At 39.8% G+C, this 26,500-nt stretch carries 25 protein-coding genes; 17 read left to right on the top strand and 8 right to left on the bottom strand.

The window, feature by feature from the left end:
• The first annotated feature begins 528 nt into the window (after positions 1-528).
• The 12 genes from VXK47_RS11445 (at position 529) to VXK47_RS11390 (ending at position 13,699) form a co-directional block, all read left to right on the top strand.
• Entirely contained in the window at positions 529-1,416 is an 888-nt protein-coding gene (locus VXK47_RS11445; RefSeq protein ID WP_435548916.1) for a glycosyltransferase family 2 protein, read from the top strand.
• Positions 1,417-1,614: 198 nt separating this feature from the next.
• Complete coding sequence (locus tag VXK47_RS11440; RefSeq protein ID WP_435548915.1) at positions 1,615-2,691, top strand: class I SAM-dependent methyltransferase; 1,077 nt, start codon at positions 1,615-1,617, stop codon at positions 2,689-2,691.
• Positions 2,692-2,720: 29 nt separating this feature from the next.
• Positions 2,721-3,665, top strand: a complete 945-nt coding sequence (locus tag VXK47_RS11435) for a class I SAM-dependent methyltransferase (RefSeq protein ID WP_435548914.1) — start codon at positions 2,721-2,723, stop codon at positions 3,663-3,665.
• A 24-nt stretch (positions 3,666-3,689) separates the two neighbouring features.
• Entirely contained in the window at positions 3,690-5,897 is a 2,208-nt protein-coding gene (locus VXK47_RS11430; RefSeq protein WP_435548913.1) for a molybdopterin-containing oxidoreductase family protein, read from the top strand.
• 263 nt (positions 5,898-6,160) lie between these two features.
• Positions 6,161-6,478, top strand: coding sequence for an SDR family oxidoreductase (locus VXK47_RS11425; RefSeq protein WP_435548918.1), 318 nt, complete (start codon positions 6,161-6,163; stop codon positions 6,476-6,478).
• Between the two features lie 380 nt (positions 6,479-6,858).
• Positions 6,859-7,191 (top strand): hypothetical protein, encoded by a 333-nt coding sequence (locus tag VXK47_RS11420; protein WP_435548912.1) that lies wholly within the window; start codon positions 6,859-6,861, stop codon positions 7,189-7,191.
• A gap of 24 nt (positions 7,192-7,215) precedes the next feature.
• Positions 7,216-8,862, top strand: coding sequence for a ribonuclease J (locus VXK47_RS11415; protein WP_435548911.1), 1,647 nt, complete (start codon positions 7,216-7,218; stop codon positions 8,860-8,862).
• Between the two features lie 15 nt (positions 8,863-8,877).
• Positions 8,878-11,001 (top strand): DNA translocase FtsK, encoded by a 2,124-nt coding sequence (locus tag VXK47_RS11410; RefSeq protein WP_435548910.1) that lies wholly within the window; start codon positions 8,878-8,880, stop codon positions 10,999-11,001.
• Positions 11,002-11,043: 42 nt separating this feature from the next.
• A complete protein-coding gene (locus tag VXK47_RS11405) occupies positions 11,044-11,394 on the top strand; it encodes an isoamylase early set domain-containing protein (protein WP_435548909.1) in 351 nt (116 codons plus the stop codon).
• Between the two features lie 130 nt (positions 11,395-11,524).
• Positions 11,525-12,109 carry an RNA polymerase sigma factor gene (locus VXK47_RS11400; protein WP_435548908.1) on the top strand — a complete coding sequence of 195 codons (585 nt, stop codon included), beginning with the start codon at positions 11,525-11,527 and terminating at the stop codon, positions 12,107-12,109.
• A gap of 5 nt (positions 12,110-12,114) precedes the next feature.
• Entirely contained in the window at positions 12,115-12,711 is a 597-nt protein-coding gene (locus VXK47_RS11395; protein WP_435548907.1) for a glycogen-binding domain-containing protein, read from the top strand.
• Positions 12,695-13,699, top strand: coding sequence for a hypothetical protein (locus VXK47_RS11390; RefSeq protein ID WP_435548906.1), 1,005 nt, complete (start codon positions 12,695-12,697; stop codon positions 13,697-13,699). The genes VXK47_RS11395 and VXK47_RS11390 overlap by 17 nt, the downstream gene beginning before the upstream one ends.
• Before the next feature lie 54 nt (positions 13,700-13,753).
• On the opposite strand, the gene VXK47_RS11385 is transcribed toward VXK47_RS11390, so the two are convergent.
• The 8 genes from VXK47_RS11385 to gspG all read right to left on the bottom strand — a co-directional run bounded on the left by VXK47_RS11385 (position 13,754) and on the right by gspG (position 22,015).
• Entirely contained in the window at positions 13,754-14,731 is a 978-nt protein-coding gene (locus VXK47_RS11385; protein WP_435548905.1) for a general secretion pathway protein GspK, read from the bottom strand.
• A 12-nt stretch (positions 14,732-14,743) separates the two neighbouring features.
• On the bottom strand, positions 14,744-15,379 hold the full coding sequence (locus tag VXK47_RS11380; protein WP_435548904.1) for a prepilin-type N-terminal cleavage/methylation domain-containing protein: 636 nt from the start codon (positions 15,377-15,379) through the stop codon (positions 14,744-14,746).
• Positions 15,380-15,441: 62 nt separating this feature from the next.
• A complete protein-coding gene (locus VXK47_RS11375; RefSeq protein ID WP_435548903.1) occupies positions 15,442-15,852 on the bottom strand; it encodes a type IV pilus modification PilV family protein in 411 nt (136 codons plus the stop codon).
• Between the two features lie 214 nt (positions 15,853-16,066).
• Positions 16,067-16,519: a pilus assembly FimT family protein gene (locus tag VXK47_RS11370; protein ID WP_435548902.1), complete on the bottom strand. Its 453-nt coding sequence runs from the start codon at positions 16,517-16,519 to the stop codon at positions 16,067-16,069.
• Positions 16,520-16,754: 235 nt separating this feature from the next.
• Positions 16,755-17,948, bottom strand: coding sequence for a type II secretion system F family protein (locus VXK47_RS11365; protein ID WP_435548901.1), 1,194 nt, complete (start codon positions 17,946-17,948; stop codon positions 16,755-16,757).
• A complete protein-coding gene (gene gspE / locus VXK47_RS11360; RefSeq protein ID WP_435548900.1) occupies positions 17,945-19,462 on the bottom strand; it encodes a GspE/PulE family protein in 1,518 nt (505 codons plus the stop codon). The genes VXK47_RS11365 and gspE overlap by 4 nt, the downstream gene beginning before the upstream one ends.
• The gene (locus tag VXK47_RS11355; protein ID WP_435548917.1) at positions 19,459-21,453 is read right to left on the bottom strand and encodes a secretin N-terminal domain-containing protein; all 1,995 of its coding nucleotides are present in this window, start codon (positions 21,451-21,453) and stop codon (positions 19,459-19,461) included. Before VXK47_RS11355 ends, gspE begins: the two co-directional genes overlap by 4 nt.
• Before the next feature lie 106 nt (positions 21,454-21,559).
• Positions 21,560-22,015, bottom strand: a complete 456-nt coding sequence (gspG, locus tag VXK47_RS11350; RefSeq protein ID WP_435548899.1) for a type II secretion system major pseudopilin GspG — start codon at positions 22,013-22,015, stop codon at positions 21,560-21,562.
• Positions 22,016-22,481: 466 nt separating this feature from the next.
• Between gspG and VXK47_RS11345 the strand changes: the two genes are divergently transcribed.
• The 5 genes from VXK47_RS11345 to ispG all read left to right on the top strand — a co-directional run bounded on the left by VXK47_RS11345 (position 22,482) and on the right by ispG (position 26,491).
• Positions 22,482-22,739 carry a DUF4911 domain-containing protein gene (locus tag VXK47_RS11345; protein WP_435548898.1) on the top strand — a complete coding sequence of 86 codons (258 nt, stop codon included), beginning with the start codon at positions 22,482-22,484 and terminating at the stop codon, positions 22,737-22,739.
• A gap of 15 nt (positions 22,740-22,754) precedes the next feature.
• A complete protein-coding gene (gene miaB, locus VXK47_RS11340; RefSeq protein WP_435548897.1) occupies positions 22,755-24,170 on the top strand; it encodes a MiaB/RimO family radical SAM methylthiotransferase in 1,416 nt (471 codons plus the stop codon).
• Positions 24,160-24,657, top strand: a complete 498-nt coding sequence (locus VXK47_RS11335; RefSeq protein ID WP_435548896.1) for a bifunctional nuclease family protein — start codon at positions 24,160-24,162, stop codon at positions 24,655-24,657. The genes miaB and VXK47_RS11335 overlap by 11 nt, the downstream gene beginning before the upstream one ends.
• Positions 24,658-24,685: 28 nt before the next feature.
• Positions 24,686-25,321, top strand: coding sequence for a histidinol phosphate phosphatase domain-containing protein (locus VXK47_RS11330; protein ID WP_435548895.1), 636 nt, complete (start codon positions 24,686-24,688; stop codon positions 25,319-25,321).
• Between the two features lie 93 nt (positions 25,322-25,414).
• Positions 25,415-26,491 carry a flavodoxin-dependent (E)-4-hydroxy-3-methylbut-2-enyl-diphosphate synthase gene (gene ispG, locus VXK47_RS11325; RefSeq protein ID WP_435548894.1) on the top strand — a complete coding sequence of 359 codons (1,077 nt, stop codon included), beginning with the start codon at positions 25,415-25,417 and terminating at the stop codon, positions 26,489-26,491.
• Positions 26,492-26,500: the final 9 nt, after the last annotated feature.

Genomic DNA, 26,500 nt, shown 5'->3' with positions numbered 1-26,500 from the left:
TATCGTTTGTAATGTCATGGATTTTGCCTCAATAATAATTTTGATCATCCTTCCTATACATTATTATTGGGACTTTGACCACTTGTTTGTTTAATTAATTGTAATTTTTTTTTATTGTTCAAAGAACAAAATAACCCTGATAAGAACTGGTAACAACTTGCATTTATGGGTAGAACAGATATAAGAGAAAGATACATAATGATTAGTCTTGTGTCAACGAACAAAAGTGTCGCATGTCAGAAATAACTAAATGAAATATCTATATTTCAGAATCAGCAGCTTCAGCTATGCTGACAAAGCCAAACCAATCTTTTTCTTTTGAAGAGTAAGTATTTGAAGTGGTCTTAATAATGGTGCAGTCTGTTATGATAGTTTTATGAACATATTTTCAGACAGGCTACTCCCATTTATAACCCAAAGTATATTTATTTTTATGAATTTCTTTTTGCAATGACAGACGGAATGTAATATTGCTTTTACAGCAGTTCCATATTTAAGTTATAAAATCTTTATAGGATTAAACTGATTATGCATGAACTAAAAATTTCTGTCATAGTACCTGTTTTTAACGAAGCGGAAATAATTGGCGATCTTCTCCTTAAGATAAAAAAGCTTTATCCTGATTATGAAGTTATTGTTATTAATGACGGATCAACTGATAACAGTGCAGAACTATCCAGAAAAGCCGGAGCTGTTGTCTACAGCCATCCTTATAACATTGGCAATGGTGCTGCCATCAAGAGCGGAATCAGGGTCGCATCCGGAGATATACTAGTATTTATGGATGGTGACGGACAGCATGATCCGGCTGATATAGCAGGCTTATTACAATATATGCCGGAATATGACATGGTGGTTGGCGAAAGAACCATTAAAGATCATGCATCTTTTGGAAGAGCACTGGGGAATAATTTATATAACTGGCTGGCGTCTTATGTAGCAAAATTTTATATCAAAGATCTTACTTCGGGTTTTCGGGCGATAAAATCAAAGATAGCAAGAAATTTCATAAGCCTTATTCCCAACACCTATTCATATCCGACAACACTTACCTTAAGCGTTTTAAGAAGCGGCTGGGCTGTAAAATATATTCCCACAGAAATAAAGGAAAGAAAAACAGGAAAAAGCAGCATTAAATTTTATAGAGACGGAGTCAGATTTTTTATGATCATAACAAAAATATGCACTCTCTATTCTCCCTTAAGAATTTTTATGCCTGTCGGTTTCACTATTTTTATAATTGGATTATTAAATTCCTTATATACTCTGATTTTGCATAGCCGGTTTACCAATATGAGCGCGCTTCTTTTATTATCCTCGATTATTATTTCCATGATGGGACTGGTATCGGAACAGATATGCCAGATGAGACACGAAGGACAGGAAGAAAACCACTTGCCGATTTCAAAAAGGTAATGCCGGTAAGTTCTTAAAATTAACATTTCCATTCACTCTCTCCCAACGAATCTTATCCTGAAATTTACAATGTTTCCATAATATGATATTAGTCAATTCCTGAACGGTTTTGTGCAATTACAAACCATTTATAAGGCATCAGAGATTGCCGTGATTTATATCATGATTAAGCTATTGAATTGATGGAGTTTAATAAAAATGAACGATTTTTCGGAAAGGATGAATGATATTCTTAATTATGGCGCTTTGAATCTTGCCATGAGTATTGGCTACAGTAATAAAATATTTGATATTCTTGAAGATCTTAACAAACCCGTTACAATTTCAGATATTGCTTCCGCTTCAGGTCTTAACCGGCGTTATCTCAAGGAATGGCTTGGTATAATGATAAGCGGCAAAATCATTGAATTATTCCAAACCCCTGATGGTGAGGATCTGTATTTCTTGCCTCCTGAACATGCATTATTTCTGACCCGAAAATCGGGAAACAACAATTTGGGAGTCTATACCCAGGAAATCCCTTTGCTTACATCATGTGCTATGGAATCGGTAAACAGAGGATTTAAAACAGGAGATGGAGTGCCTTTCTCACAATATCCTGATTTTCAGCAGTTCATGGCAGAACTTTCCAATGCTAAACATAAAGAGGTGCTTATCAGGCATTTTCTCCCGTCTGTTGACAAAGGGCAACTTGTTAACCATCTTATAAAAGGAATAAGGGTTTGTGATCTTGGCTGTGGTGAGGGTGTTGCTTTGAATCTTATGGCAAAAGCATTTCCCGAAAGTACTTTTACAGGAATTGATAATCATAAAGAAGCAATCAATACAGCGAGAACCGGGGCCGGAGAATTGGGGCTTTCCAATGTCGTATACATTGAGCATGATGCAGCAACAATTTGCGGAAAAAAAGAATTTATGCAAAAATTTGATTATATCAGCGCCTTTGATTCAATTCACGATCAGAGCCATCCTTTACAGGCGCTTAAAAGTGTTCGATACATGCTTTCTCCGGGTGGTATGTTTTCCATGGTTGATATTAAGGCATCTACGAATCCGGCTGACAATCTGGATCATCCCATGGGCCCTTTTTTATACACGGTAAGCCTGATGCATTGTATGCCGGTAGGTCTGAATGATAATGGATACGGCCTTGGAATGATGTGGGGGCGTGAAAAAGCTCAAAGCCTTCTGGCTGAAGCAGGGTTTGAGCATATTGAAGTACTGGAGATGGAGCATGACAGTTTTAATCTCCATTATCTTTGCAGGATTTTATAGTTTTGTGAAATTTAAAAAAGGCGTTTAACATGAAAAAATGGTTAAAAGACAAGTTGATCTGTCCGGAATGTATAAATGAAGGAGTCCTTTTGGATTTGAATATCAAAGAAGAGAAGGAAGATGATGTGACGGAAGGTGAACTTTCATGTTCTTTTTGCAAAAGATCTTATCCCATACATAAAGGCGTTGCGGTGATTTTACCCGATACAACAATGCCGGTTATATCCGATAGTTCAGGGTATAATTCAAAAAATATGCTGTCTTCATATCTTTGGAGTCATTTTTCCGATATATTTAAAGATCCGTGTGCAACGGACGCCTATCGGGTATGGTCGGCATTTTTCAAAAAATCAGATGGTTATGCCCTTGATATTGGGTGTTCTGTCGGAAGGTTATCATTTGAATTAAGCAAAACCCATTCTCATGTAATCGGGATTGACACTTCCATATCTTTTATTAAAAAAGCACGGGAATTGTTGTTTAAAAAAAGATTGAATTTTGATCTTGTCATAGAAGGCCTGATTACTGAAGAACGTTCATGTGATTTTGATACAGCATGGAATTATGACAGAATTGATTTTATAGTAGCCGATGCATTAAGACTTCCATTCCGCAAAAAACTCTTTTCAACAGTAACTTCTATCAATATATTGGAAAAAGTAACCCGTCCGATACAGCATTTAATAGATATAAACAGGGTTTTAAGTGAAGAAAAATCGATGTTTGTGTTTTCGGACCCGTTTTCCTGGGATGAGTCTGTGTCGGACTCTGAGCATTGGTTGGGCGGAGTGTCAAACGGCAACGGAAAAAGTCGTGGCATCGATAATGTGGCAAGCCTTTTTTTAGGTAAAAAGGGTATATTTGATCCGCCTCTGGAAATTACGGACAGAGGCAATGTGTCATGGAAAATACGAAAAACGGAAAATCTGTGGGAGTATATTAACTCACAATTTATCGTTGGCACAAGAAATTAGGATGGTTTTTGGGGGGTAGCAGTATTGGATAAAAGATACGGAATTTGCGGTATTTGTTTTCACAGTCCGGGCTGTGGTGTAATCGTACATTATGATAAAGATAATAAAATAGACAGGCTGGAACCTGACCCGGGTGCTCCTTCGGGTAAAATTCTGTGCCCTATTGCAAATAGTGCCAGGCAAATTATTTATTCGGAGAAAAGGCTGAAACATCCTTTAAAAAGGATTGGTGCAAAGGGAACATATGAATTTGAAAAAATATCCTGGGATGATGCTTTTGATATCATCGTCAACAAATTAAATGAACTGAAGGAAAACTACGGGCCTGAAACTGTGGGCTTTTACGCGGGCACCGGCTCTTATGAGGGATCTTTTAAGGATGTGTTTCAGCTTAAAGGATCGGAAACCTATCTGGCATCCAGTATTTTGTTTCCCTTCGGCTCTCCAAATACATTTGGCGTGGGAGCGCCATGCTATACATCCTTAGGCGTTCTGGCTCCGAAGCTTACAATGGGATGTTTGCATATCGATATGTTTTCCGATGTGGATAATTCCGATCTGATACTGGTTTGGGGTACTGACCCATCCGCTTCCACACCGCCTGAGTTGTTTCAACGCTTAAAAGCAGCCTCGGAAGAAGGCGCTGAGATCATTGTAATAGATCCCAGAAAAACAAAAGCCGCCGGACTGGAGGGCAGTGAATGGCTTCCAATCAGACCTGGATCGGATGGCGCTTTGGCCTTGGGTTTGTCTCATATTCTTATAAGAGATAATCTTTACGACAAACACTTTGTTGAAAACTGGACATTTGGATTTGATGAATTCCATGATTATGTAAAAGATTTTACTCCTGAATATGTATCAAAAATTACAGGTATAGACAAAAATAGAATCGAACGTTTAGCAGAAAGTATTGCTGAAGCTGAAGGCGCATCATACGTGATGTATACCGGACTTGAGTATACAAAAAGCGGAGTTCAGAATATACGTGCGGTGATGGTATTGTGGGCTTTGGCCGGGCAACTGGATGTTGAAGGCGGACGATGTTTTGCAAGAAGGGAAAATCGTATTCCGATATGTAAAAGCAGGCAAATTGAAACTCCGGATTTTGAAAAATCAATAGCTAAAGGAAAGTTTCCCGTTTATTCCCTGTTTTGCGGCAATGAACCCCATGCCGGTCTTTTGCCCAAAGCTATAATTGATTCAGACCCTTATAAAATAAAGGCAATGCTTGTTTACGGGGCATCGCTAATAACATCCTGGCCTGATCCTGGCCTTTGGAAAAAGGCTTTGCAGGAGCTGGATTTTCTGGTCACCATGGATTTGCAGTTGACCGCAGATGCCGCTTATGCGGATATAGTACTTCCGGCAACAACGGCATTCGAACAGGAATCCTATTGCTATTACGGATCTTCATTAAGGCTAAGAGAAAAATTAATAGAACCTCTTTATGAGGCAAAACCGGGTTATGAAATATTGACAGAGCTTGCCAAACGTCTTGGATACGGGCATCTCTATCCACAGAATCAAAAAGAACTTCTTGAATACATATTGAGTGAATCAGGTTTTACGGTAGAGGATTTAATGAAAGCAGACAGACATGTGATCAGAAAACCCAATACACGTATGGAGTATAAAAAATGGGAAAAAGGCCTTTTGCGAAGCGATGGAAAACCGGGGTTTGAGACGCCTTCGGGTAAATTTGAAATCAAATCCACTGTCCTTGAAAAATATGGTTACAGCGGCATTCCGAAATATGAAGAATCCATAGAAACATCTGTAAGCAATCCGGAATTATTTGAACAATATCCGTTAATTTTAGGAACGGGACCTTTTAAACCGGATATGAAATCATGTTTGCGCGCCATCCCGGCTTTTATTGAAAAGTTTCCTTATCCTGTGGTTCAAATGAATGAAGCGGATGCAGCAGAACGCGACATCAAAACAGGAGACAGTGTCAGTATAAAAACGGTACGCGGCTCAGTGCTGATGAGAGCATTTGTAACAGATACGATAATGGAAGGCTTTGCTTATGCCCAGGCCGGAGGCGGCGGGCCGTTAGGGCCGGATGAATGGAGGCAGGCCAATGTTAATGAATTGACGGATATGGAGCAGTTTGATGAAATATCCGGCTTTCCGGTTTATAAAACATTATTGTGCCAGATAAAAAAAAAGAAGCGGAACCGTAAGGGGATAGCAGTTCAGGACCCGAGTTTGGGCTGTGTGGGCTGATTTTTTTGATGGCGCCACCCGATCCTGCAAAAAGCTTTTTCCAATAGCTGTGATGTCATTGCTCTCAATATATAATCACTCTAAATAACAATATATTTTGCCAAAATTCAGATAAGATGATATTTTTTTGAATTAGTAAAGCGTCAAGTCTTACGGAGATCCTGTCACATACATTCTAATCTTATAGGAGGTGTTGATATGCAGGTAAAAGAATTGTTTGATCTTGATGGAAAAGTAGCAATTATAACGGGGGCAAGCAGCGGATTGGAAGCGCTTTATTTCCGACTCCGGCCTATTGCGCATCAAAAGGCGCCATATCTAATCTTACCAGGGAGATGGCCATTGAATATGCTCCTTTAGGAATAAATGTAAATGCCATTGCCCCGGGATTCTTCAGAACCGAACTCGGAGGAGCTGATGCCTGGGATGAAGCAGTAAAACTACTTGGGCCAACAGTTCCGATGCATGGCGTAGGCTCACCTGATGATTTAAAGGGTACAGCTGTTTATCTGGCTTCCAGGGCATCTGATTATGTTACCGGTCATATCCTCGTAATTGATGCCGGATATACTGCCAGGTAAGAAAAATAACTACCGCAAGCATGGTTCGGGCAGTTTAAAATGTAAAAAAAAGCTTGTGGGCTATATGATTTAATTATTGATAAATATCAAAATATTATCTATTATTAAAAAATAATTTCTGTATTGACGTTTCCTGTAATATCTGTGTATTTAGCTTTACCGGATAAATATCCCGGCGGATCAAAAACATATGGAGAATAAAGATAAATACATGAGCCAGTTTCAAAACGTCCCATTTAGGCCGATCTCTGTGTTGGGCTCAAATTTTAATCCTCGAAATACTAAATGTATTCCTGTGGTTAAAATTTTCGCCCGCCTTGACCTTGACCAAACTGAAATGTTTTGAAAGTGGCTCACATGGTATTTTTTAGGAAGTCCTGATGAAACAATACGTTGTAGATGAACTTAGATATAACGATTATGAAAAAATAAAGAAATGTCTTGATGAAAACCTCGGATCTTCAGAAATTGCAGGGATTTACTGGCTGCCCATTGATGAGAAGATTTTAAGTGAAGAGCAGGCTAAACATATTGAGTGTAAGCCGTTTTTCTTTGTTATTATCCTTGAGGAAAAACTGATATCTGCTGAGCTTCTGGTACGCACCAGATGCAGGATGAAATGCAGTTGTATTGATTACGCTACTGAAAAACAGAGAAACTGGCTTATAGGGTATATAGATAAATTGCTTAATAAATATAATATATCTGTTTGATATAAACTTATAGGAAACATTGAAATGTTAAAAATCATTCCTCTCGGAGGTCTGGGAGAAATCGGTCTTAATATGATGGCTTTTGAATATGGCGATTCTATTTTTGTGGTCGACGCAGGTCTTATGTTCCCTGAAGATTACATGCTTGGAGTCGATTTTGTAATTCCCGATATGCTCTATCTTAAACAAAACAAATCCAGGATACTTGGAGTAGTATTGACCCATGCTCATGAAGACCATATAGGAGCGCTTCCATATCTGCTCAAAGAAATAAATGTTCCTGTTTTTGGAACTTCGTTTACCTTAGGCCTTGTCAGGCACAGGCTTGAAGAGCATTCTCTCATTTCCTCCGCTTTATTGTATGAAATATCATCCTCTGAAAAACTGAAACTTGGCCCCTTTGAAATTGAATTTATTAAAGTAGGCCACAGTGTTGTTGATGGAGTCGGGCTTGCAATCAGAACTCCTTTGGGTCTTATTGTTCATACAGGCGATTTTAAAATCAGTTATACAATGGAAGGAATGATAACTGATGTGCATGGTTTTGCACGCTGCGGAAACGAAGGAGTTTTATGCCTTCTTTCAGACTCAACAAATATTGAAAAAGAAGGCTATACTATTTCCGCAAAGGAGATAGGTGAAACCATTGCAAGAATAACAGCAGGATGTAAGGGCAGAATAATAATTGCCCTTTTTGCTTCAAATATCGCAAGAATTCAACAAATTGTTAATATTGCAGAAGCCAGGGATAAAAAGGTTATTTTCAACGGAAGAAGTATAGAAATCAGCGTCAGTATAGCAAAAAAGCTTGGTTTTCTGAAAGTTGCAGATGGGCTTGAGATCGAGATAAATCAGATAAACGATTATTCAGACGATGAGATAATCATGATTACTACAGGCAGCCAGGGAGAGCCCCTGTCCGCCCTTGCACGCATGGCTACCGGTGCGCACAAGCAAATAAGCGTGAAAAAAAACGACACCATTATTTTATCTTCCAAGTTTATTCCCGGAAATGAAAGGGCTATAACCAACATCATAAACAAGCTTTATAAGCGCGGTGCTGACGTAATATATGAAAAAATATCCAATATCCATGTATCGGGCCATGCGTTTAAAGAAGAATTGAAATTAATGATAACACTGGTAAAACCCGAATATTTTATTCCGATACATGGCGAATACAGGCACCTGTCTCTTCATGCCCGTCTGGCTGCGGATGTTGGAATTAAGAAAGAAAAAATATTGCTTGCAGAAAACGGGCAGGTAATCGAGTTTAATGAAAAAGGCGGAAAGATTAAAGAAGAGGTTGCAACAGGACGGATTCTTATCGACGGCAAAGGCATAGGTGATGTCGGAAGAAGTGTTCTTAAAGAAAGAAGATTGCTCTCCGAAGAAGGACTTGTAGTTGTTAACATGGCCTTTGATGAAGAAACGGGGATTATTATATATGGGCCGGAAATAGTATCTAAAGGTTTTGTTTTTGAAACTGAAACAGGGCATCTTCTCGAAGATGCAAAATGTGTTATACTTGAGATAGTTGATGATATAGCGACCGGCGTACCTGACAGGGTCGGTAAAATTAAATCAAGAGTGCAGACTGCGTTAAGAAAATATTTTAATTTTGCCATTAAACGCAGGCCTGTAATCCTTCTTTTTGTTATTGAAATATAAAACAGGACAATAAGTATGCGGAAGGAACTGATAGGGATATTTCTGTTTTTTCTCGTCATTTTTACTTTAATCAGTCTTTTGTCTTACAGCCCTTACGACCCGTCTATAAACAATGTAAAGACCATCGGTGAAGTTCATAACCTTTTTGGCGTGTTAGGCTCCTATATTGCAGATATTTTTATTACCCTCTTTGGGATAGCCTCCTTTTTTATTCCTGCAACTATTCTTATTATCAGCATAAGATTTTTCGGTACTTATACAAAGAAGATAATTATCTATACACTTGCAGGCGGGTTTCTTCTTACTATAGCGACAGGCAGCCTGCTTTCATTTCACGAAAGCAGTTTTTTTATATTCGGAAGTGAATTTCCTTCAGGCGGGATAGCAGGCATTTTTTTAAAATCCTTTCTTGTAAAATATTCCAATCTTACAGGATCAGTTATTATCCTAGTTTTATGCCTGGCAGTCGGCTTTATTTTCACAACCGGTTTTTCGATAATAAGTATATCGAAACGGTTATTAAATATATATTTAATTATCCTGGAGCGCATCAAAACACGGGCAATCATGCGCAAAGAACGCAAAGAAAAAGCCATAATAATGGCTGAACAAAGCGGTGAAAACGAGCATGAGATAGAGATAAAGGCCCTAAAGACAAAACCGGTCAGACAAACTCCTGTTCCGAAGCAGGATGTATTTGATTTCATGCGGGACGGTTCTGAGTTCCGGTTGCCTTCCGTAAGTTTTCTGGATAATCCCCAGGCAAGATCGGCGGGTGTTAATCCTGAAAACCTTAAAATGCAGTCAAAGCTTTTGGAAAAGAAACTGGAGGATTTTGGGGTAAATGGTAAAGTCGTAGCAGTTACCCCTGGCCCGGTAATTACAACTTTTGAATATGAACCGGCTCCCGGTGTAAAGATAAATAAAATCGTCAATCTTACAGATGATCTGTCTCTTGCACTGCGGGCAATAAGCATAAGAATAGAAGCCCCGATTCCTGGTAAAGCAGTAGTAGGCATTGAAATTCCGAATGCTGACAGAGAAATGGTTACATTTAAAGAAGTAGTAGTTTCAGGCGCTTTTGAAAAATCCAAATCAAAGCTTACAATATGCCTTGGAAAAGACAAGGTTGGAAATCCGGTTGTAGCAGAACTTGACAAAATGCCTCATCTGCTGATCGCCGGAGCAACCGGCTCGGGGAAAAGTGTGGCTCTTAACACCATGATATGCAGCCTATTGTACAAATCCACCCCTGATGAGGTTAAGCTTCTTATGGTCGATCCTAAAAGGATTGAGCTTTCCATGTACGATGGCATACCTCATCTGATTACTCCTGTTGTAACAGATGTCAAAAAAGCCACAAATGCTCTTTTCTGGGCCGTTCACGAAATGGAAAGAAGATATATAATTCTTTCGGAAAGCAAAGCAAGAAATATAAATCAATATCAGCATAAGGTTGCAAAAGGAGAAAAAAATGAAAAAGGGGAATATCTGGAACAGTTACCCCTTATTGTCATCATTATAGATGAGCTTGCCGATATGATGATGGTAGCTTCACGCGACGTAGAAGTTTCTTTAACCCGTATTGCGCAAATGGCAAGGGCCGCCGGGATTCACCTGATTCTTGCAACCCAAAGACCTTCGGTAAACGTGTTAACCGGAATAATAAAGGCAAATTTTCCCACCCGTCTTTCCTTTCAGGTCTCTTCCAAAACGGATTCCAGAACTATCCTGGATGCCAACGGAGCTGAAAGCCTGCTTGGAAACGGGGATATGCTTTTTATGCCCCCTGGCACTTCAAGAATTCAGCGAATACACGGATCATATATATCCGAGGCTGAGATATCAAAAATTACGGAATATTTGAAGAAACAAAAAAAACCTGAGTATGACGAAAAAATAACTGAGGCGCGGGCAGTTGAAGAGTCTGCTGAGGAAGCTACGGAATATGATGAAAGATATGACGATGCAGTAGCGCTGGTTGCAAAAACCGGGCATGCATCCATATCCATGATACAAAGACACTTGCGCATAGGCTATAACAGAGCTGCGCGTATAATAGAAATAATGGAAAAAGAGGGAGTCGTGGGGCCTTCCGACGGCGTTAAGCCAAGAGAAGTACTTGTTAACAGGCTGTAACTCCGAGAGCTTTGAATAACTCACATTATTTAATGGAAAACTATGACTGGATCTGTCTGTTTAAGGCTCTTTATATTTATAATAATGATGACGATCAGCGGTTGCAGCGGTCTGGCTCTCCTTACTGCGAACATTGATGCCCAACCCATGTTATTCCAATATGAAGGACAGGCTCAATCTGTTTGTCTTGCCGGTGATTTTAATAAATGGTCGCCAAACAGCCACTGCATGAACAAACAGGGCAGTCTGTGGTATATTCGTTTGATGCTGCCGGCCGGGATCCACCGCTATGCATTTATTGTTAACGGCCAACAATGGGTGGTCGATCCAAAGGCTCTTTTTATCGAAAATGACGGTTTCGACCGGCAAAATTCAGTGGTTATCATTAACTAAATAATTATGTAAAACAAAGATTTACTTTTTTGTGGCCTGACTGTGTCTTATTTTAAATGAACAACGTATAATAATAAAGCAGGAAATATTTTAAACCAAGAAATGATTTTCTCCTATGTGAGCATTAAACTTGAATGAAAGCCTTCTGATAGAATCTATACTGAATGGTAATGCACAAGAGTATGCTGTTTTGGTGAATCGGTATAAACGCCCAATATATAATCTTTTGCTCCGCATGACCGGTAGCAGAGAAGAAGCAGCCGATCTGGCTCAGGAGGCTTTTTTAAAAGCATATGAAAATCTGGAACGGTTTAAACCGGGCAATAAATTTTTTCCATGGCTGTATACAATTGCCGCAAATTTAGCCCGGGACAGCTGGCGTAAACAACAGCGTGCCAACAGCCATGCACAACAAGTCAGTCAGCAGATGGAAAGTTCTCCTGAAGAAACAACATCTGCAGAAGACAGGATTATAGTATCGATGGATAGCAGACGATTAAATATCTGCCTGAATCAATTGCCGCACGACTATCGGGAAGCCTTGATATTGCGTTACCATGAAGGATTGCCTATGGGAGATATCGGCAAGGCTCTTGGGGTTTCCACGAGTGGTGCAAAAATGCGCATCAGCAGAGGTATGGAAAAACTTCGGGCTTTGTTTCAATCGTCTTTTTCAAGCAAAAACCGCTTATCCGAACAGAAACTGGATAATTAAAGAATATGAAAAATATAGTCTTAAAAGAAGATCCTGATATAAATTATCTGACCGGTATGATTGCAAGTCTGCCGGATGAGGAGCCACCGGGTGACTTTATGCAGGCAGTTATGCAGCGAATTACTCCCAAGCCAGTTAGTTTACGGCGGCGATTATGGCGTCTTCTGATGACTCCCTTTACCCTTGTTACCATTCGTCCTCTGTATGCAGCCGGTACCATGTTGTTAGTGATAGGACTTCTTTTTGTATTTAAAACAGTCTGGATGTCTGGTAATAGTTTTCAGCATACTGCAAGCTTAAAAAACCCCAACTCCAGAATGGTCAACTTTATTCTTGATTATCCGTCGGCAAAAAAGGCAGCCGTCATTGGTTCATTCAATCACTGGCAGCCAGAACAATATCAAATGCATCGCAATCCTGCCGATGGCACCTGGCAGATTACCGTAGAGCTGCAGCCAGGCCGCCACTCTTATGCGTTTGTTATTGATAATGCAAAAATTATTGCCGACCCACGCTCATTGTGGGAGCAGGACGACGGATTTGGAACCCGCAATTCCATTTTAACCATTGATAACGGATATCCGGATGGAAAACGCATTTAGATTTAGATATAGCCTGCTGCTGTTTATCCTGTTATGGCTTGTTGCACCAGGGAATGTTTACGCCGGTGATAACACTGTGCTTGCCGATGAGATTCGCCTGGCAAAGTCGGCAGGTGTTGATGAAGAGAGCGTAAATCGTATTTTAGCTGCAACCCGGCGCCATCCGTTTCAGAATGAAAATAAAGCATATTGGATGTCACAGGTGCGTACAGCCGCTCAGGAAGGTCTTCCTGCTTCACTGTTGATCAACAAGATTGAAGAGGGAGTGGCTAAAAATATTGAGCCGGAAAGAATTAATACGGCTTTGGCACAGGTATTACAGCAATTGCGTTTTGCCGGCAAACTGATTGAAGGCGAATCTCTTAACAATAAGGATTTTACACCGGCTGAACGGAACCTGATAATTGCCCGGATGAGTGAATTGCTGTCTGCCGGATTGACTCAAACTGAAATGAGACATCTGTATACATCCTGGAAGTCAGTTTCCCAAAAACAAAAACTTGAAGCAATGACTTTTTATGCTGTTGCAAAACAGGCTGGCCTCAGCTCTGAAGAAGCAGGCCGGGTTGCATCTGCTGGTATTGAACATAACCATTTTCACAGCTTTCCTCTTGAGTTATCCATGATGATCAAAGCGGCCAAAGCAAATAAAATTTCAAACCCTGAAATCACTTCCGAAGCCCTTAAAGTTGTAAGCGGTGAGCAAACGGTTCAGGAAGCTCATAGAAAAATGAATATTCACCAGATGTATCCTAATCCAAGCCAGGTATATAGGGATGATCTCAATAATAATGCAGGGCCTTTGGGAAGAAGAGGCGGTGAAAGCCGTTTTGGAATTTCCGGAAACGGAAGCAGTCCCGGAAGTGGGGGCAGTATCGGAGGCGAAAGCAGTTCAGGAAGTTCCGGAAGCGGGGGAAGTATCGGAGGAGGTATCGTTGGTGGTGGCAGTCGTGGTAGCGCTATCGGAGGAGGTGGCCGGGGAAGATGACGTTAAGTTGAGCAGTAAAGGCTTAAGTATTATGAGGACCTTTTAATTTCTCCATCAATTTACCTGCGCAGGGCTTTTGTAGTAAAGCACACTGTATTTGTTTTCCTGTTCAACCGTTACAGTTGATCTTATTGCATAATTTATTTTCTTATCTTTCTTATAACCTGTGGCTTCAATGGTATAAATATTTGAATCATCAGTGGTAATATACTGGGCTATTGCCTCATTACCGGCTCCGGGAAGCGACTGTACGTAGGTTGTAGTTTCATCCGGTCCTGAATCCCTTAATGTTATTACACTGTCAATAATATCCGGGGTAAATCCGGGAATGGCCGCTAAAACCTCTTTTGAGGCTGTTTTAATATTAATTTTGTTGTTTTTCGAATAAATGGTAAGCAGATTAATTATGCCGGTTTTGTTTTTTCCGTCTCCAAACAGGATTTCAGGTGTTATGCCTTTAACAAGAAGCAGTTCCTCCAGTGTGCTGAAATCACTGTTCTTTGATTTGTAAGAATCTGGCAGAGACATATAATAATCACTTTCAGCGCCATTTAACCTGTGCAGCTCATCGGCATCTTTCCAATCCAGTATGGAATCAATTATTGAGTCCGCCTCATTAACCGAAAGGCCGTAGTTTACCAGAAGATTGTTCAATATTATGCGGTTTCCGTCTGACAAAAAATTTATATTAATTTTTCCGGATTCATCAAAAATACGAAAAGAATAAAAACCTTCACCGGCATTGCCCGAATATTCTCTGCCATCTGCTTTGACTACTTCCATGTTTTCCAATATTATTTTCTGGTTTTTATTGGTATTAAGATAAAAAATTTCCAGAATACCTCTTTCTGTTCCAGCCTCTGCAAGTAATTTATTTTCAATATCTTCTTTAAAAGATATAGTCGAATATACTTCGGATCTTACCATCATGGAAAAGGAAAGCACTAACACAGTAAGAAATGTCAGTATCCACAGAACAATAAGAAGAGCGATTCCTTTCTGGGGATTATAAAAAGTTTCGGAGTTTTGCATAATAATCCCTTCTTATGGGCTATCTCCCTGTATCATGCCGATTTTTAACAGTGATCCTCTCGCTCTTAAAGGAATCAGCAAAGAATATTTTTTTGTACCACGGACAAGATTAATTTTGATTTTTTCCGGAATATCAGCTGCATCCTTCAATTGCTCTTCCGGGTGATTTTCATTTAATGCGTTATTGCTAAAATATTCGAAAGAAATTTCATCAAAATCATCAAAAAGCATCGCTTCCCTTTTGACGTTTGAACCGATCACATTTTCCGTAACAAACATAACCCGCTTTCCCGAATCATCGGTTTCTATACGGTAGGAAGCGATAATATATCCCCGCCTGTCATCCCAGACTGAATAGTTTGTTGTAAATTTTAAAGAAGTCTCATTACCTTCGAAATAAAATTTTCTGCCGCTTTCACTGTCATAGGCCAGTGGGATTTGTGACTGAAGCTGGGCATCAACAATGCGCATTGAAGATCTGAGACGTTCCAAAGAGTCCATTTTTTTCTCACCGGCGTTTACACTGCGATATCCCAGCCTTATAGAGCTGCCAGCAATGATAACAATAATCACCAGAATAGATATTGAAATAAGAAGTTCAAGCAAGGTAAAGCCACGGTTATCTCTGCTTTTTACTGTCTTATCCATATAAGCGGCGCCTGTTTTTTCGGCTTTTTAAACAAAATGTCTTCTTTGCGGTTTGCATATGATTATAAAACGGATTCAATTTTATCAACCATTTTTTGCGTACTTAAGGTAAGTGTCTTTTCCTTATTCCCCTTATTCCAAAAGACGGTAAGATCAATTTCCATAAGCTTTACCTTCAGATTCTGTGTTCGTTCGGGCAAAACCTCAAAAATTTTGATATCCATTTTGCAGCCATCATCTGTTGTTTCAGTATACAGCTGCTCTTTCGATAAATCACCATCAAGGATCTGTCGCATTTTTTCTTCAGCCTGCATGGCAGCATCCACAAATTTGCCTGAGGCTGATATCGATCCTAAATTAACTGAAAAAAGCTGTATGATATAAGTAACGGCAATAGCTATGATGGCAAGAGCAACAAGCACTTCAAGCAGAGTAAATCCACGGGAATTCTGCAAAATATTTTTTTTCGCCATATTAATCTTTCGCACAGTTTGAAAAAGGCGGAATATAGCTTATTAGCTCGTAAGCTCATAAGCTCATAAGTTCATAAGTTCATAAGTTGATAAGTTGATAAGCTCATAAGCTGATAAGCTGATAAGCAATATTTTTTAAAAACTTTTTGTTCTATCAATGCAAAAAGGTTTATTCTCATTAAGTTATCAATTTATTAGCTTACGAGCTTATTATCTATCTTATAATTACCGAACCCATAACAGGATCGGTAAGGATATTAAGTTCTTTTTTGTTGTTCCACAAAACTATGGCAGAGCCTCCGGCAGATCCGGCTTTCGAATAAACCAGTCTGTATTTACCTGTGACAAGTTCTCCTGAGAAGGGATCAATTATCTTTATCCGTACATCATCGGGGATATTTCTTCCCTTCCGGCCCTCAATACCGTACCGTTTTGCGTCGATATCTATGTTAATGATTTGTTGCTCATGGTTAATACGTGCAAGAGATCTGGCATATCTCATGGTTGCCATAATTTCTCTTCCCGCAGATTCGATCCTGACCGAAGAAAGACCTCCGGAAAAATAAACCGTAGTCAAACCTAATATCAGCGTAATAAAAAAAAGTACTATTACCAGCTCAAGAAGAGTAAAACCGGACTTTTTCCTCAACGAGGGAAACCTTTGCATTAAACACCTTCTTACACTTTTTGCCGTTTGAAAAGTGGTCTGGAAAAAGATAGCTCATAAGTTAAGAAGCTCATGAGTTCGTGAGTTGATGAGTAGATAAAAGTGATAAGATAAGTTCTTAAGAATCTTATATCCTGCTATTGCAGGAAGGTTGTTCCTTACTTATTGTTTTATCGACTTATGAACTATTTTTCCTTTTGCTTACGAGCTTATCAACTCATGAGCTATTCTAATTTTATATCGGCAGATCGGTAATGCTGAATATACCTACAAGCATCGAAATTACTATAAAACCTATAAAAAGCCCCATTGCCAGAATCATAACCGGTTCCAGAAGGCTAACGAATCGTTTGACGGTTTCACGCAAAGATTTTTCATAAACCACTGCCACCTTCAAAAGCATACCATCAAGCTGGCCGGTATCTTCTCCCACCTTTATCATTGACAAGGCAAGTGGCGGTAGTACTTTTGCTTCTGAAAGAGGTCCGGCAATTCCTTTCCCTTCCTTTGCTCCCTTTGAAACGGCGCCAAGAGCTGTGGAAATCACCTGATTTCCTATAACTTCTTTTGCATTATTTAGTGCCTGAATCAGTGGCACACCACTTTTAAGAAGCATTCCAAGAGTCCGGCAGAATCTTTCCGTTTCAAGCTTGCCGATCAGCTCTCCTATAAACCTGATCTTTATTGAATCCCAATGATACCTTCCCTTGGGAGTTGTTATATAATATTTAATTCCTGTCAATCCGGCAATAAAGGCGCCGAGAAGAGCCCACCATGATTCTTTAAGGCCATTACTTACGGAAATAAGAATCCTGGTAGGTAAAGGCAGGGCACCGCCAAGTTCCGTAAATATTGCAGAAAATTTTGGAAGAACAAAAGTCATAAGGATAACAAGTGTAATACCGCCTGTGATAACCAGAATAGCAGGATAAATCATTGCCGAAATAATGTGTTCCCTTAATTCTCTTGATGATTCCAGAAAATCACTGAGTTGTTCCAGCACTATATGCAATACTCCGCTTGCTTCGCCGGCTCTTATCATATTTATGTATAATCTCGGGAATACCTTTGGATGTTTCAGGAGAGCGTCTGAAAAAGAACTTCCTTCCCTGACGGATTTTTGCAGAGACTCCACAATTGTTTTCATTCTGCCATTTTCTGTAATTCGCGAGAGAATATGAAGGCTTTTATCAAGCGGCAGCCCGGCATTCAGAAGAACTGATAATTGAGCGGTAAAAGCATGGATTTCGGCTTTAGAAAAGCTAAAACCGGTCTTTGCAGTAAAACTTTCTTTCTTTGCAGTTACTTTTAAAGGTATAACATCGGTTAGCTTAAGCCTTTCAGTTGCGCTCTTTTCATCAGCGGCCTCTATAACGCCTTCAAGAATATCTCCGCTTCTTGTCGAAGCCCGGTAAGAAAAAACCGTCAATTAACCTCCTGTGTTACTCTGAATATCTCGCTAAGGGTTGTAACTCCCTCTTTGACTTTTTCAATTCCGTCTTCAAGCAAAATTCTCATACCATTTTTCCTGGCTGTCTGCCTGATAAGGTTTGAATCGGCATCCTTTAATATCATATTGCGTATATTTTCATCAACATAGAGCAATTCGAAAATTCCCGTTCTGCCGAAATAACCTGTAAAAGAACATTTTTCACAACCTTTCCCCCGGTACAGTACAACATTTTCTGCTATGCCCAGGCGAACAAGGTCTTTACTGTCAGGAACAAGATTGTCAATTTCTTTACAATCAGGGCAAATAACCCTTACAAGTCTTAAAGCAAGAACCCCTGCTATTGTGGATGAAATTAAAAAATTCTCGACTCCGATGTCTATAAGTCTTGTTATGGCGCTGGGCGCATCGTTTGTATGAAGTGTGGAAAAAACAAGATGCCCGGTAAGAGCTGATTGCATGGCAATTTCGGCTGTCTCCAGATCCCTTATTTCACCGATCATGATAATATCAGGATCCTGCCTTACAATATGCCTCAAAATATTTGGAAAATTTAATCCTATCTGTGGTTTGACCTGAATCTGGTTGATCCCTTTCAGCTGATACTCTATAGGATCTTCAACCGTAATTATCTTTTTATCAGGTGAATTGATTTTATCCAATGCGCCATAAAGGGTAGTGGTTTTGCCGCTTCCTGTAGGACCGGTTACTAAGATAATGCCGTTTGGCCTTTCGATAAGTTTATTGAAAACCGAAAGGATATCAGCCGGAAATCCCAGCAGGTTTAAATCAATCACTATGCCTTCCTGATCAAGTATTCTCATAACCACACTTTCACCATAAAGCACAGGAATAGTTGACACCCTCAAATCGATTTCCTTTTTGCCGAACATCATCTTTATTCTGCCGTCCTGCGGAAGCCTCCTTTCGGCTATGTTCATTTTTGACATTATTTTTATTCGTGAAACAACAGCAGCCTGCAGCTTTTTCGGTACGGATTCAATATCATGTAAAACCCCATCAATCCTGTAACGGACTTTCAGCTCATCCTCAAAAGGTTCAATATGTATGTCGCTTGATCTGCTTTCAACAGCCCGTGTAATAAAAAGATTTACAAGCCTTATAATTGGTGCTTCGGAAGCCAGATCTTTGAGATGACCAATATCCTCATCATCATCTTCCACAAATTGAACATTGTCATCATCAATGTTTTCAATAATATGACTGATATCCTGAGACTCCTGGCCATAGAATTTAGCAATGTAGTCATCTATCATCTTGCTGTCCGCCTCACAAACGATTACATTTGCAGCAACAGCCACACGGAGAGCATCTATAACGGCAATATCTTTAGGGTTTGCCATAACAACTGTCAGAGAGTTGTCCTTCAAACCCATAGGCACAATCTTATTCTCCCGGATAAAACGCGAAGACACCCCGTCTATTATGAAGGGCACTTTTGGAAAACCTTCGATTTTCAAGGGATAGTTCATTTTATTGGTTCAATGCCTTTTTTCCCGACAGAATTTTTACCGGCGCCGATATTCTTCATCAACTCCTGCTTGTTTATTCCTCCCTTGCCTTCTTCGACAAATTTATCGACAATACCGCTGGTAAGAGATTTAGCCTCGTTCTGATTCTTTACCACATGAGGTGTAAGAAGTATTATTAGCTCTGTTCTCTTGTTAGTATCATTTGTGCCGCCGAAAAGAAAACCCAAAATCGGGATCTTGACCAGCCATGGAATGCCCGTCCTTGACTTTGATTTATCTTCTCTTATAAGACCGCCAATTATAATCGTGTGCCCATCCTGCACAACAAGATTCGTTGAAACTTCCGTCTTATTAATGAGAATATCTTCATTACTTGTGACTGTATCCGCAGAAGAGAGAGATGAAAAAGATGAGACTTCCTGCTTGATTTCAAGAGAAACCAACCCGCTGTCATTTACCTGAGGTTTTACCTTAAGAATGATGCCGATATCTTTATACTGAATGGTTTGTTGAGCAGCTTGTGTTGACGTGGCGAGTGTCGACGATGTAACAATCGGCACCTGCTGCCCTACCTGAATAGTCGCTTCCCGGTTATCGGATACGAGAATATGGGGAGCGGCAAGCAGTTTTCCCCTGGACTGGCTTTCCAGAGCAGTAACTACTGCTCTCACTGCATCTCCCGAATCTGTACCGATAAATCTTAACCCTGTGCTGGAAGTCGCTGAAGTAAGGCCGTTTGCGTTGAATGTTATATTTGCGGGGGAACCTCCAAAATTTTTGGTATTAATAGCCCAGGCCAATCCAAGGCTTAAGTCGTCCTTTAAATCGATCTGGGCAATCATGCCTTCTATCATAACCTGTCTTGGCACAAGATCTATTTTTGCAATCGCATCTTTTATGATCTCATAATCTTCAGGAGTCGAAAGAATGATAATTGCATTAAGCGTTTCATCTGAGTATATCCGGGTAATGCCGGAAACCAAAGCCTCTTTGCCATCGCCGGATTTTATAGAAACCTGTTTAGTTGTTTCGGTAGTTTTTTTTGTCTGTGAAGATGAAACTGTTACTCCTTTTTCCTTTGAAGCGGCCTTTTCGCCGAGAAATATCTGCTGAAGCTGAATTTCTATATCTTTTGCCTTGCCGTTTTGAACCGGATAAACAAAAACCTGCGGCCCCTTTTTTCTCTGCAGCTCATTATCAAAAATTTCCACAAGTTTGAGAAGACGTTTTACGTTAGCATCTGTATCTGCAATGATAATCTGGTTGCTCATGGGAACATCTATGATAGCGGCATTTTCTGATAAAAACGGTTTCAAAAGCTCCACCAGATCCGATGACTGCATGTAACGGACAGGCACTACCTGAAGAAGCGCCTTGCCCTCCAGAGAAACACTGTTTGAATCTCTTCCGATCTGTACATCGGAAAGCTCTTTCGAAATATCATTTATCAGTACAATACGATAAAGGCCTGATTCTTCAACAACAGCAATACCGTTTAGTCTTAAAATGACCTCCATGAGCGGAAGAACATTATTCTGTGCAACAGGAGCTATTGACCTGAAAGTAACCCGGCCCTTAACACGAGGATCAACTATATAATTGACCTTTAACACCTGCCCGAAAATTGTTTGAATAACCTCATAGACATCGGCATCGTCAAAATTAAGGACAACACTGCCTCTGGAAATAGCAGGCTTTTTTTGAACGGAAGGAATTATAGCCGTTTGTTCCTGAGGCTGCGCTATAGGATTTACGCCTTGTTCGGGCGGCTGTCCGACAGGCAGGGCAACTTGCCCGGATGGCTGACTGGAAGTATTGGCGTCTTGTTTCGATGATTGTTCCGGGACGGCAGCTTGTTCCGATGGTTGTTCGGCAGTATTGCTAACTTGCTTTATTGGCTGTTCGGAAGGAGCGGCAATAACTCCCGGCGGAGAGGCTTCCTCAGCAGATACGGATTGCGGGAAAAAGTGAAAAAGCGCAAATACAAACATCACAATCAAGAAGGCGCATGGTAATTTGGATAAAAAATTATTCGGGTTAGCTTTCAAAATTAATTTAAAACCCTTTTTATAAATAATATTTAAGTTGTTATAGCTGTTATTCCCAACTAAAAACATCCTTATCTTCTCCATCACCTCCGGGAGCATCATCTCTTCCATATGTAAAAAGATCATAATCCCCATGAGTACCCGGACTAATGTAATGATATGGTTTGCCCCATGGATCATCCGGGATGCCTTTTTTAGGATAAGGACCGTCCCACTTTTCATTACCCGGATTTTCTATCAATGCTTTCAGTCCTTCCTGTGTTGTTGGGTATCTGTCTACATCAAGTCTGAAAAGATCCAGGGCTTGGCCTAAAAGCTCAATCTGAGCCTTGGCTGAAGATTGTTTTCCCTTCCCGACTTTGGAAAAAAGCCTTGGCCCTACAAGCGATGCAAGAAGAGCAATCATAACCATAACCACAAGCATTTCCACCAAAGTGAACCCGTTTTTGGATTTTATAATTGATAATTTGCTGAATATACCGGCCCGTGATCGGGACTTTTTCATAATACCTCCATTCACATATTAACACTCAGGCCTAAACTAAAGTGCCTGCTTCAGGCTGATTTATTTTAGATTTTAAAGAAGCACTGAGCAAGCTCTCGTATTGCAAACTTCTTCATGCTAAATTAAAGGTGAATGTTTTCAAATTATATTAATAAGAAAATACATTTAGTTAAGTGATACTTTTTTTTATAACCTGATGGCTTTATAAATGGTACAGGGCAATCAGGAAATATAAAATAATAGTAAACATACAGAAGCTCTTTTTTATATATCAGTTTGAATGAATCGGCAATCCTTAAGTTTAAAATAATAAAGCCGGCAATTTTCTTTTATATCTTAAACTTTCCTATTATAAAGCCTTTTTTATTGATAATGCATTCTGCATAATGATATCATAATACTAAAGGGTAGCTTTTGGCTGTTTGGTTTCTGCTGTTTGGTATTCGATTATTTAAAGAGAATTATATTGGAAATTACAAAAAAATATTATCGGATTGACAGAAAAAACATATCTTTTCTGAAATTTATTTTTGAGGCATATGACGGTATCGCCATAATTACTACCATAGAGCGGTTTAATGGAATTGTGATGTTTCGCATTCCTCCAGGCTGTGAAAATGATGTTGATACGGTGTTGCAGGATCTTAAAAAACATATTTGGATTGAAGAATATGAAATCCCCATTAATTCCCCTTTGGCAAAGGCGGAAGTAAAAGAAAGTTAAAACAATAAGAAACGAATGAAAAAAAAATCCCTGTATATTAATACTTTCGGCTGCCAGATGAATGTTTATGATTCGCAGCAGATAATAAGTCAATTGAATCCTATAGGATATGAAGTGTCTGAATCTTTGGATGAGGCTGATCTTATTATAGTAAATACATGTGCTATAAGAGAAAAAGCACAGCAGAAAGCCTTCAGCTTTTTTGGCCGTCTTGCTGTTCTGAAAAGAAAAAAGCCGGGCCTTATTATTTGTGCCGGAGGTTGTGTGGCACAACAGGAAGGCAAAAGAATCCTTGAGCGTTTTTCATATATTGACCTTGTTTTTGGCACACATGCCCTGAAAAGGTTGCCGGAACATATCATAAACATTTCAAAAAAAAGATGCAGAATATCAGATGTTGAGATGACTGACGAGATTCTGGAGTTTCCATCCGTTGCTTCCCAGGTAACTAATAACATAGTAACACGATTTGTAACTATCATGCGCGGATGTGACAATTACTGTACTTATTGTGTGGTTCCCCATGTGAGGGGCCCTGAAATAAGCAGAAAACCGGAACATATCATAGATGAAATCAGAAAGCTTGTTGACAGCGGCGTGCAGGAAGTTACTCTTTTAGGCCAGAATGTGAATAGCTACGGGATAAAAGAAGGCCTTTGCTCTTTTCCCGAACTCCTCAGGCTTGTCAGTGAAACAGAAGGTCTTTTCAGAATCCGTTTTACTACTTCTCATCCCAAGGATCTTTCACAGGAGCTTGTATTTGCCTTCAGGGATCTGGATAAATTATGCAATCATATACATCTTCCGGTTCAATCTGGTTCAAATAACATATTAAAAAGAATGAACAGAAAATATACAAGAGAGCTTTATCTTGAAAAGATTGATAAGCTGAGAAAAATTTCGCCTGATATCGCAATTACATCGGATGTTATTGTTGGTTTTCCGGGAGAAACGGAAGACGATTTTAAAGCCACTCTTGATCTTGTTAAAGAAGTGGAATTTGACAGCCTCTTCACATTCGAGTATTCTGACAGAATAAAAGCACCTGCTGCAAAATTTTCAGATAAAATTTCGGATGATATAAAAAACGGAAGACTCAGGGAGCTTTTGGAACTTCAGGAATATTATACTACAAAGAAGCACCGGGCTCTTGTCGGATCGAATGAACTTATACTTGTTGACGGATTCAGCAAAAAACAGGATGTTGCGAGTGACCGGAAAGGATCTGAGGGTATATACTGGTCCGGAAGAACATCCACAAATAAAATTGTAAATTTTACGTCCGGAGATTTTTTTCTAAAAGATGATATTTCCATAGGTAAAAAAATAAATGTTAAGATTGAAAAAGCATTTTTACATTCTCTTTTGGGAAAACCGGTTAATTTAATACCAAAGCCATCCAAGAAAAAGGAGGAAACTCATGCTGCTTAAAGTAAATATTGCAGGACTGGCTATGGATCCGGTATCAAACACGCCGATAATCATATTGAAATCGGATGATGGGGAGCATGCTGTTCCCATCTGGATAGGGCTGCTTGAAGCAACATCAATAGCTTCGGCACTTCAGAAGGTCAAGTTTGAGCGTCCGATGACACACGATCTTTTTAAAAATTTTGTCGAGCTTGTGAATGTAAAAGTATCCAGAATTGAAGTATATGATTTGATAGCAAACACATATTATGCCAGGATACATTTTACTTCCGGTACGGGACATTTTGATATGGATTCCCGCCCAAGCGATGCGATAGCAATAGCTCTTCGCTTTGATGCTCCGATTTTTCTGGATGATAAGGTTATTGAAAAATCGAAAGGAATTGAAGACAAGCCGGAAATGGTGGATACGAGCGAGGAAGGCAAAATGTGGGCTGATTATCTTGAGAATCTTTCTCCCGATGATTTTGGCAAATTCAAGGTCTGATTCAGGCTAAGGAATATAAGGAGAAAAAATGATAGATCTTCATACCCATACATTTTTCAGTGACGGTGTTTTGATTCCTTCCGAACTTGCCAGAAGGGCTGAGGATGCAGGACTAAAAGGCATAGCATTCACCGATCACGGGGATTCTTCAAATATAGATTATGTTGTTCCAAGGATTGTTTCCGTTGCAACCGATCTCAACAGATTCATGAGTATTAAGGTTGTTCCGGGAATTGAGCTTACCCATGTACCTCCTCAGTTGATACCGGAATGTGCAAGAAGAGCGCGAAGCCTGGGAGCAAAAATAATAGTTGTTCACGGAGAAACGATAGTTGAGCCCGTTGCTCCGGGTACGAACAGGGCCGCTCTTGATTCGGATATAAATATTCTTGCCCATCCGGGACTTATTACGGAAGAAGAAGTCCTGATGGCAAAAGAAAGAGGAATACTTCTTGAAATATCTGCCCGCAAGGGACACAGCCTTACAAATGGTCATGTCGCCAAACTTGCCCTGCGAACAGGCGCAAAGCTTGTAATAAATACCGATACTCATGAGCCTTCGGATTTGATAGGCAGGAAACAGGCCATAAAAGTAGTTTGCGGCGCAGGTTTGACCGAAAATGATTTCAACATAATGCAGCAAAACGCATCGGTGTTTTTATAATCATAATTAACGCGAATAGCGATTGGCGGAAATCGAAGTGCGTTATGCGTTGTTCGATATTCGATTATCGCTATTTATTTTTGGTTACATTTTATGCCATTTCAGATTCAACGAAAAAACACGCGACAGGTATCTGTCGGCGGCGTTAAAGTAGGTGGAATGTCGCCGGTTTCGGTGCAGTCCATGACAAATACTTTCACATCCGATATTAAAGCAACAGTCGCCCAGATAAAACGTCTTGAACAGGCCGGCTGTGAGATAGTAAGGGTTGCGGTTCCGGACAAGGAATCCGCTGCTGCGATTTCATCAATTAAAAAGCGTATTTCAATCCCTTTAATAGCCGACATACATTTTGATTATCAACTTGCTGTTGCTTCTGCAGAAGCCGGAGCAGACGGCTTGAGACTAAATCCGGGCAATATCGGAGGAACGAAAAAAATACAAAAGGTTGTTGACTGTGCAAAAAAATATAATATACCGATCAGAATCGGGGTAAATGCCGGATCACTTGAAAAAGATCTTCTCAAAAAATATAACGGCGCAACTCCCGGTGCAATGGTTGAAAGCGCAATCCGTAATATTGAGATATTAAGATCGCTGGATTTTCATGAAATAAAAATTTCAATCAAGGCATCGGATGTATTTCGTACTGTACAAGCATACAGGCTTCTTTCTCAAAAAACCGATTTTCCTCTTCATGTGGGGGTTACAGAAGCCGGAGCCCTTTTTCCCGGCCTTGTCAAATCATCGCTTGGAATCGGAATGCTTCTTGCCGAAGGCATTGGAGATACAATCAGGGTCTCTTTAACAAGGGATCCCGTGGAAGAGATAAGGGCAGGATATGAAATCTTAAAGGCACTTGAAATAAGAAAACGGGGGCCGGAGATTATATCATGTCCAACCTGTGGCCGATGCAATATAAACCTTTTTGAAATTGTTGAACGTGTTGAAAAAGAACTTTTATTAAGTACCAGCAGTATAAAAATTGCTGTTATGGGATGTGTCGTTAATGGTCCCGGAGAGGCTAAAGAGGCTGATATCGGGGTTGCCGGAGGTAACGGAACGGGCATTCTTTTTAAAAAGGGTAGGGTAGTAAAGAAATTTCCGCAACAAATGCTTGTAGATGTTCTTCTCGAAGAAGTAGCAAAAGCATCGGAAAGAATAAAGTAAAATGTAAAT

Source organism: Desulfobacterium sp. N47 (assembly GCF_051233685.1).
Lineage (GTDB): Bacteria > Desulfobacterota > Desulfobacteria > Desulfobacterales > RPRI01 > RPRI01.
Note: the sequence above shows the minus strand (reverse complement) of the source record. Positions and strands in the feature narration are given on the sequence as shown.

Bases quoted from the DNA above. Each gene is read 5' to 3' on its own strand.
- VXK47_RS11445 (WP_435548916.1), top strand. From the start codon at position 529: ATGCATGAACTAAAAATTTCTGTCATAGTACCTGTTTTTAACGAAGCG.
- VXK47_RS11440 (WP_435548915.1), top strand. From the start codon at position 1,615: ATGAACGATTTTTCGGAAAGGATGAATGATATTCTTAATTATGGCGCT.
- VXK47_RS11435 (WP_435548914.1), top strand. From the start codon at position 2,721: ATGAAAAAATGGTTAAAAGACAAGTTGATCTGTCCGGAATGTATAAAT.
- VXK47_RS11420 (WP_435548912.1), top strand. From the start codon at position 6,859: ATGAAACAATACGTTGTAGATGAACTTAGATATAACGATTATGAAAAA.
- VXK47_RS11415 (WP_435548911.1), top strand. From the start codon at position 7,216: ATGTTAAAAATCATTCCTCTCGGAGGTCTGGGAGAAATCGGTCTTAAT.
- VXK47_RS11410 (WP_435548910.1), top strand. From the start codon at position 8,878: ATGCGGAAGGAACTGATAGGGATATTTCTGTTTTTTCTCGTCATTTTT.
- VXK47_RS11405 (WP_435548909.1), top strand. From the start codon at position 11,044: ATGACTGGATCTGTCTGTTTAAGGCTCTTTATATTTATAATAATGATG.
- VXK47_RS11395 (WP_435548907.1), top strand. From the start codon at position 12,115: ATGAAAAATATAGTCTTAAAAGAAGATCCTGATATAAATTATCTGACC.
- VXK47_RS11390 (WP_435548906.1), top strand. From the start codon at position 12,695: ATGGAAAACGCATTTAGATTTAGATATAGCCTGCTGCTGTTTATCCTG.
- VXK47_RS11385 (WP_435548905.1), bottom strand. From the start codon at position 14,731: ATGCAAAACTCCGAAACTTTTTATAATCCCCAGAAAGGAATCGCTCTT.
- VXK47_RS11380 (WP_435548904.1), bottom strand. From the start codon at position 15,379: ATGGATAAGACAGTAAAAAGCAGAGATAACCGTGGCTTTACCTTGCTT.
- VXK47_RS11375 (WP_435548903.1), bottom strand. From the start codon at position 15,852: ATGGCGAAAAAAAATATTTTGCAGAATTCCCGTGGATTTACTCTGCTT.
- VXK47_RS11370 (WP_435548902.1), bottom strand. From the start codon at position 16,519: ATGCAAAGGTTTCCCTCGTTGAGGAAAAAGTCCGGTTTTACTCTTCTT.
- gspE (WP_435548900.1), bottom strand. From the start codon at position 19,462: ATGAACTATCCCTTGAAAATCGAAGGTTTTCCAAAAGTGCCCTTCATA.
- VXK47_RS11355 (WP_435548917.1), bottom strand. From the start codon at position 21,453: ATGTTTGTATTTGCGCTTTTTCACTTTTTCCCGCAATCCGTATCTGCT.
- gspG (WP_435548899.1), bottom strand. From the start codon at position 22,015: ATGAAAAAGTCCCGATCACGGGCCGGTATATTCAGCAAATTATCAATT.
- miaB (WP_435548897.1), top strand. From the start codon at position 22,755: ATGAAAAAAAAATCCCTGTATATTAATACTTTCGGCTGCCAGATGAAT.
- VXK47_RS11335 (WP_435548896.1), top strand. From the start codon at position 24,160: ATGCTGCTTAAAGTAAATATTGCAGGACTGGCTATGGATCCGGTATCA.
- VXK47_RS11330 (WP_435548895.1), top strand. From the start codon at position 24,686: ATGATAGATCTTCATACCCATACATTTTTCAGTGACGGTGTTTTGATT.
- ispG (WP_435548894.1), top strand. From the start codon at position 25,415: ATGCCATTTCAGATTCAACGAAAAAACACGCGACAGGTATCTGTCGGC.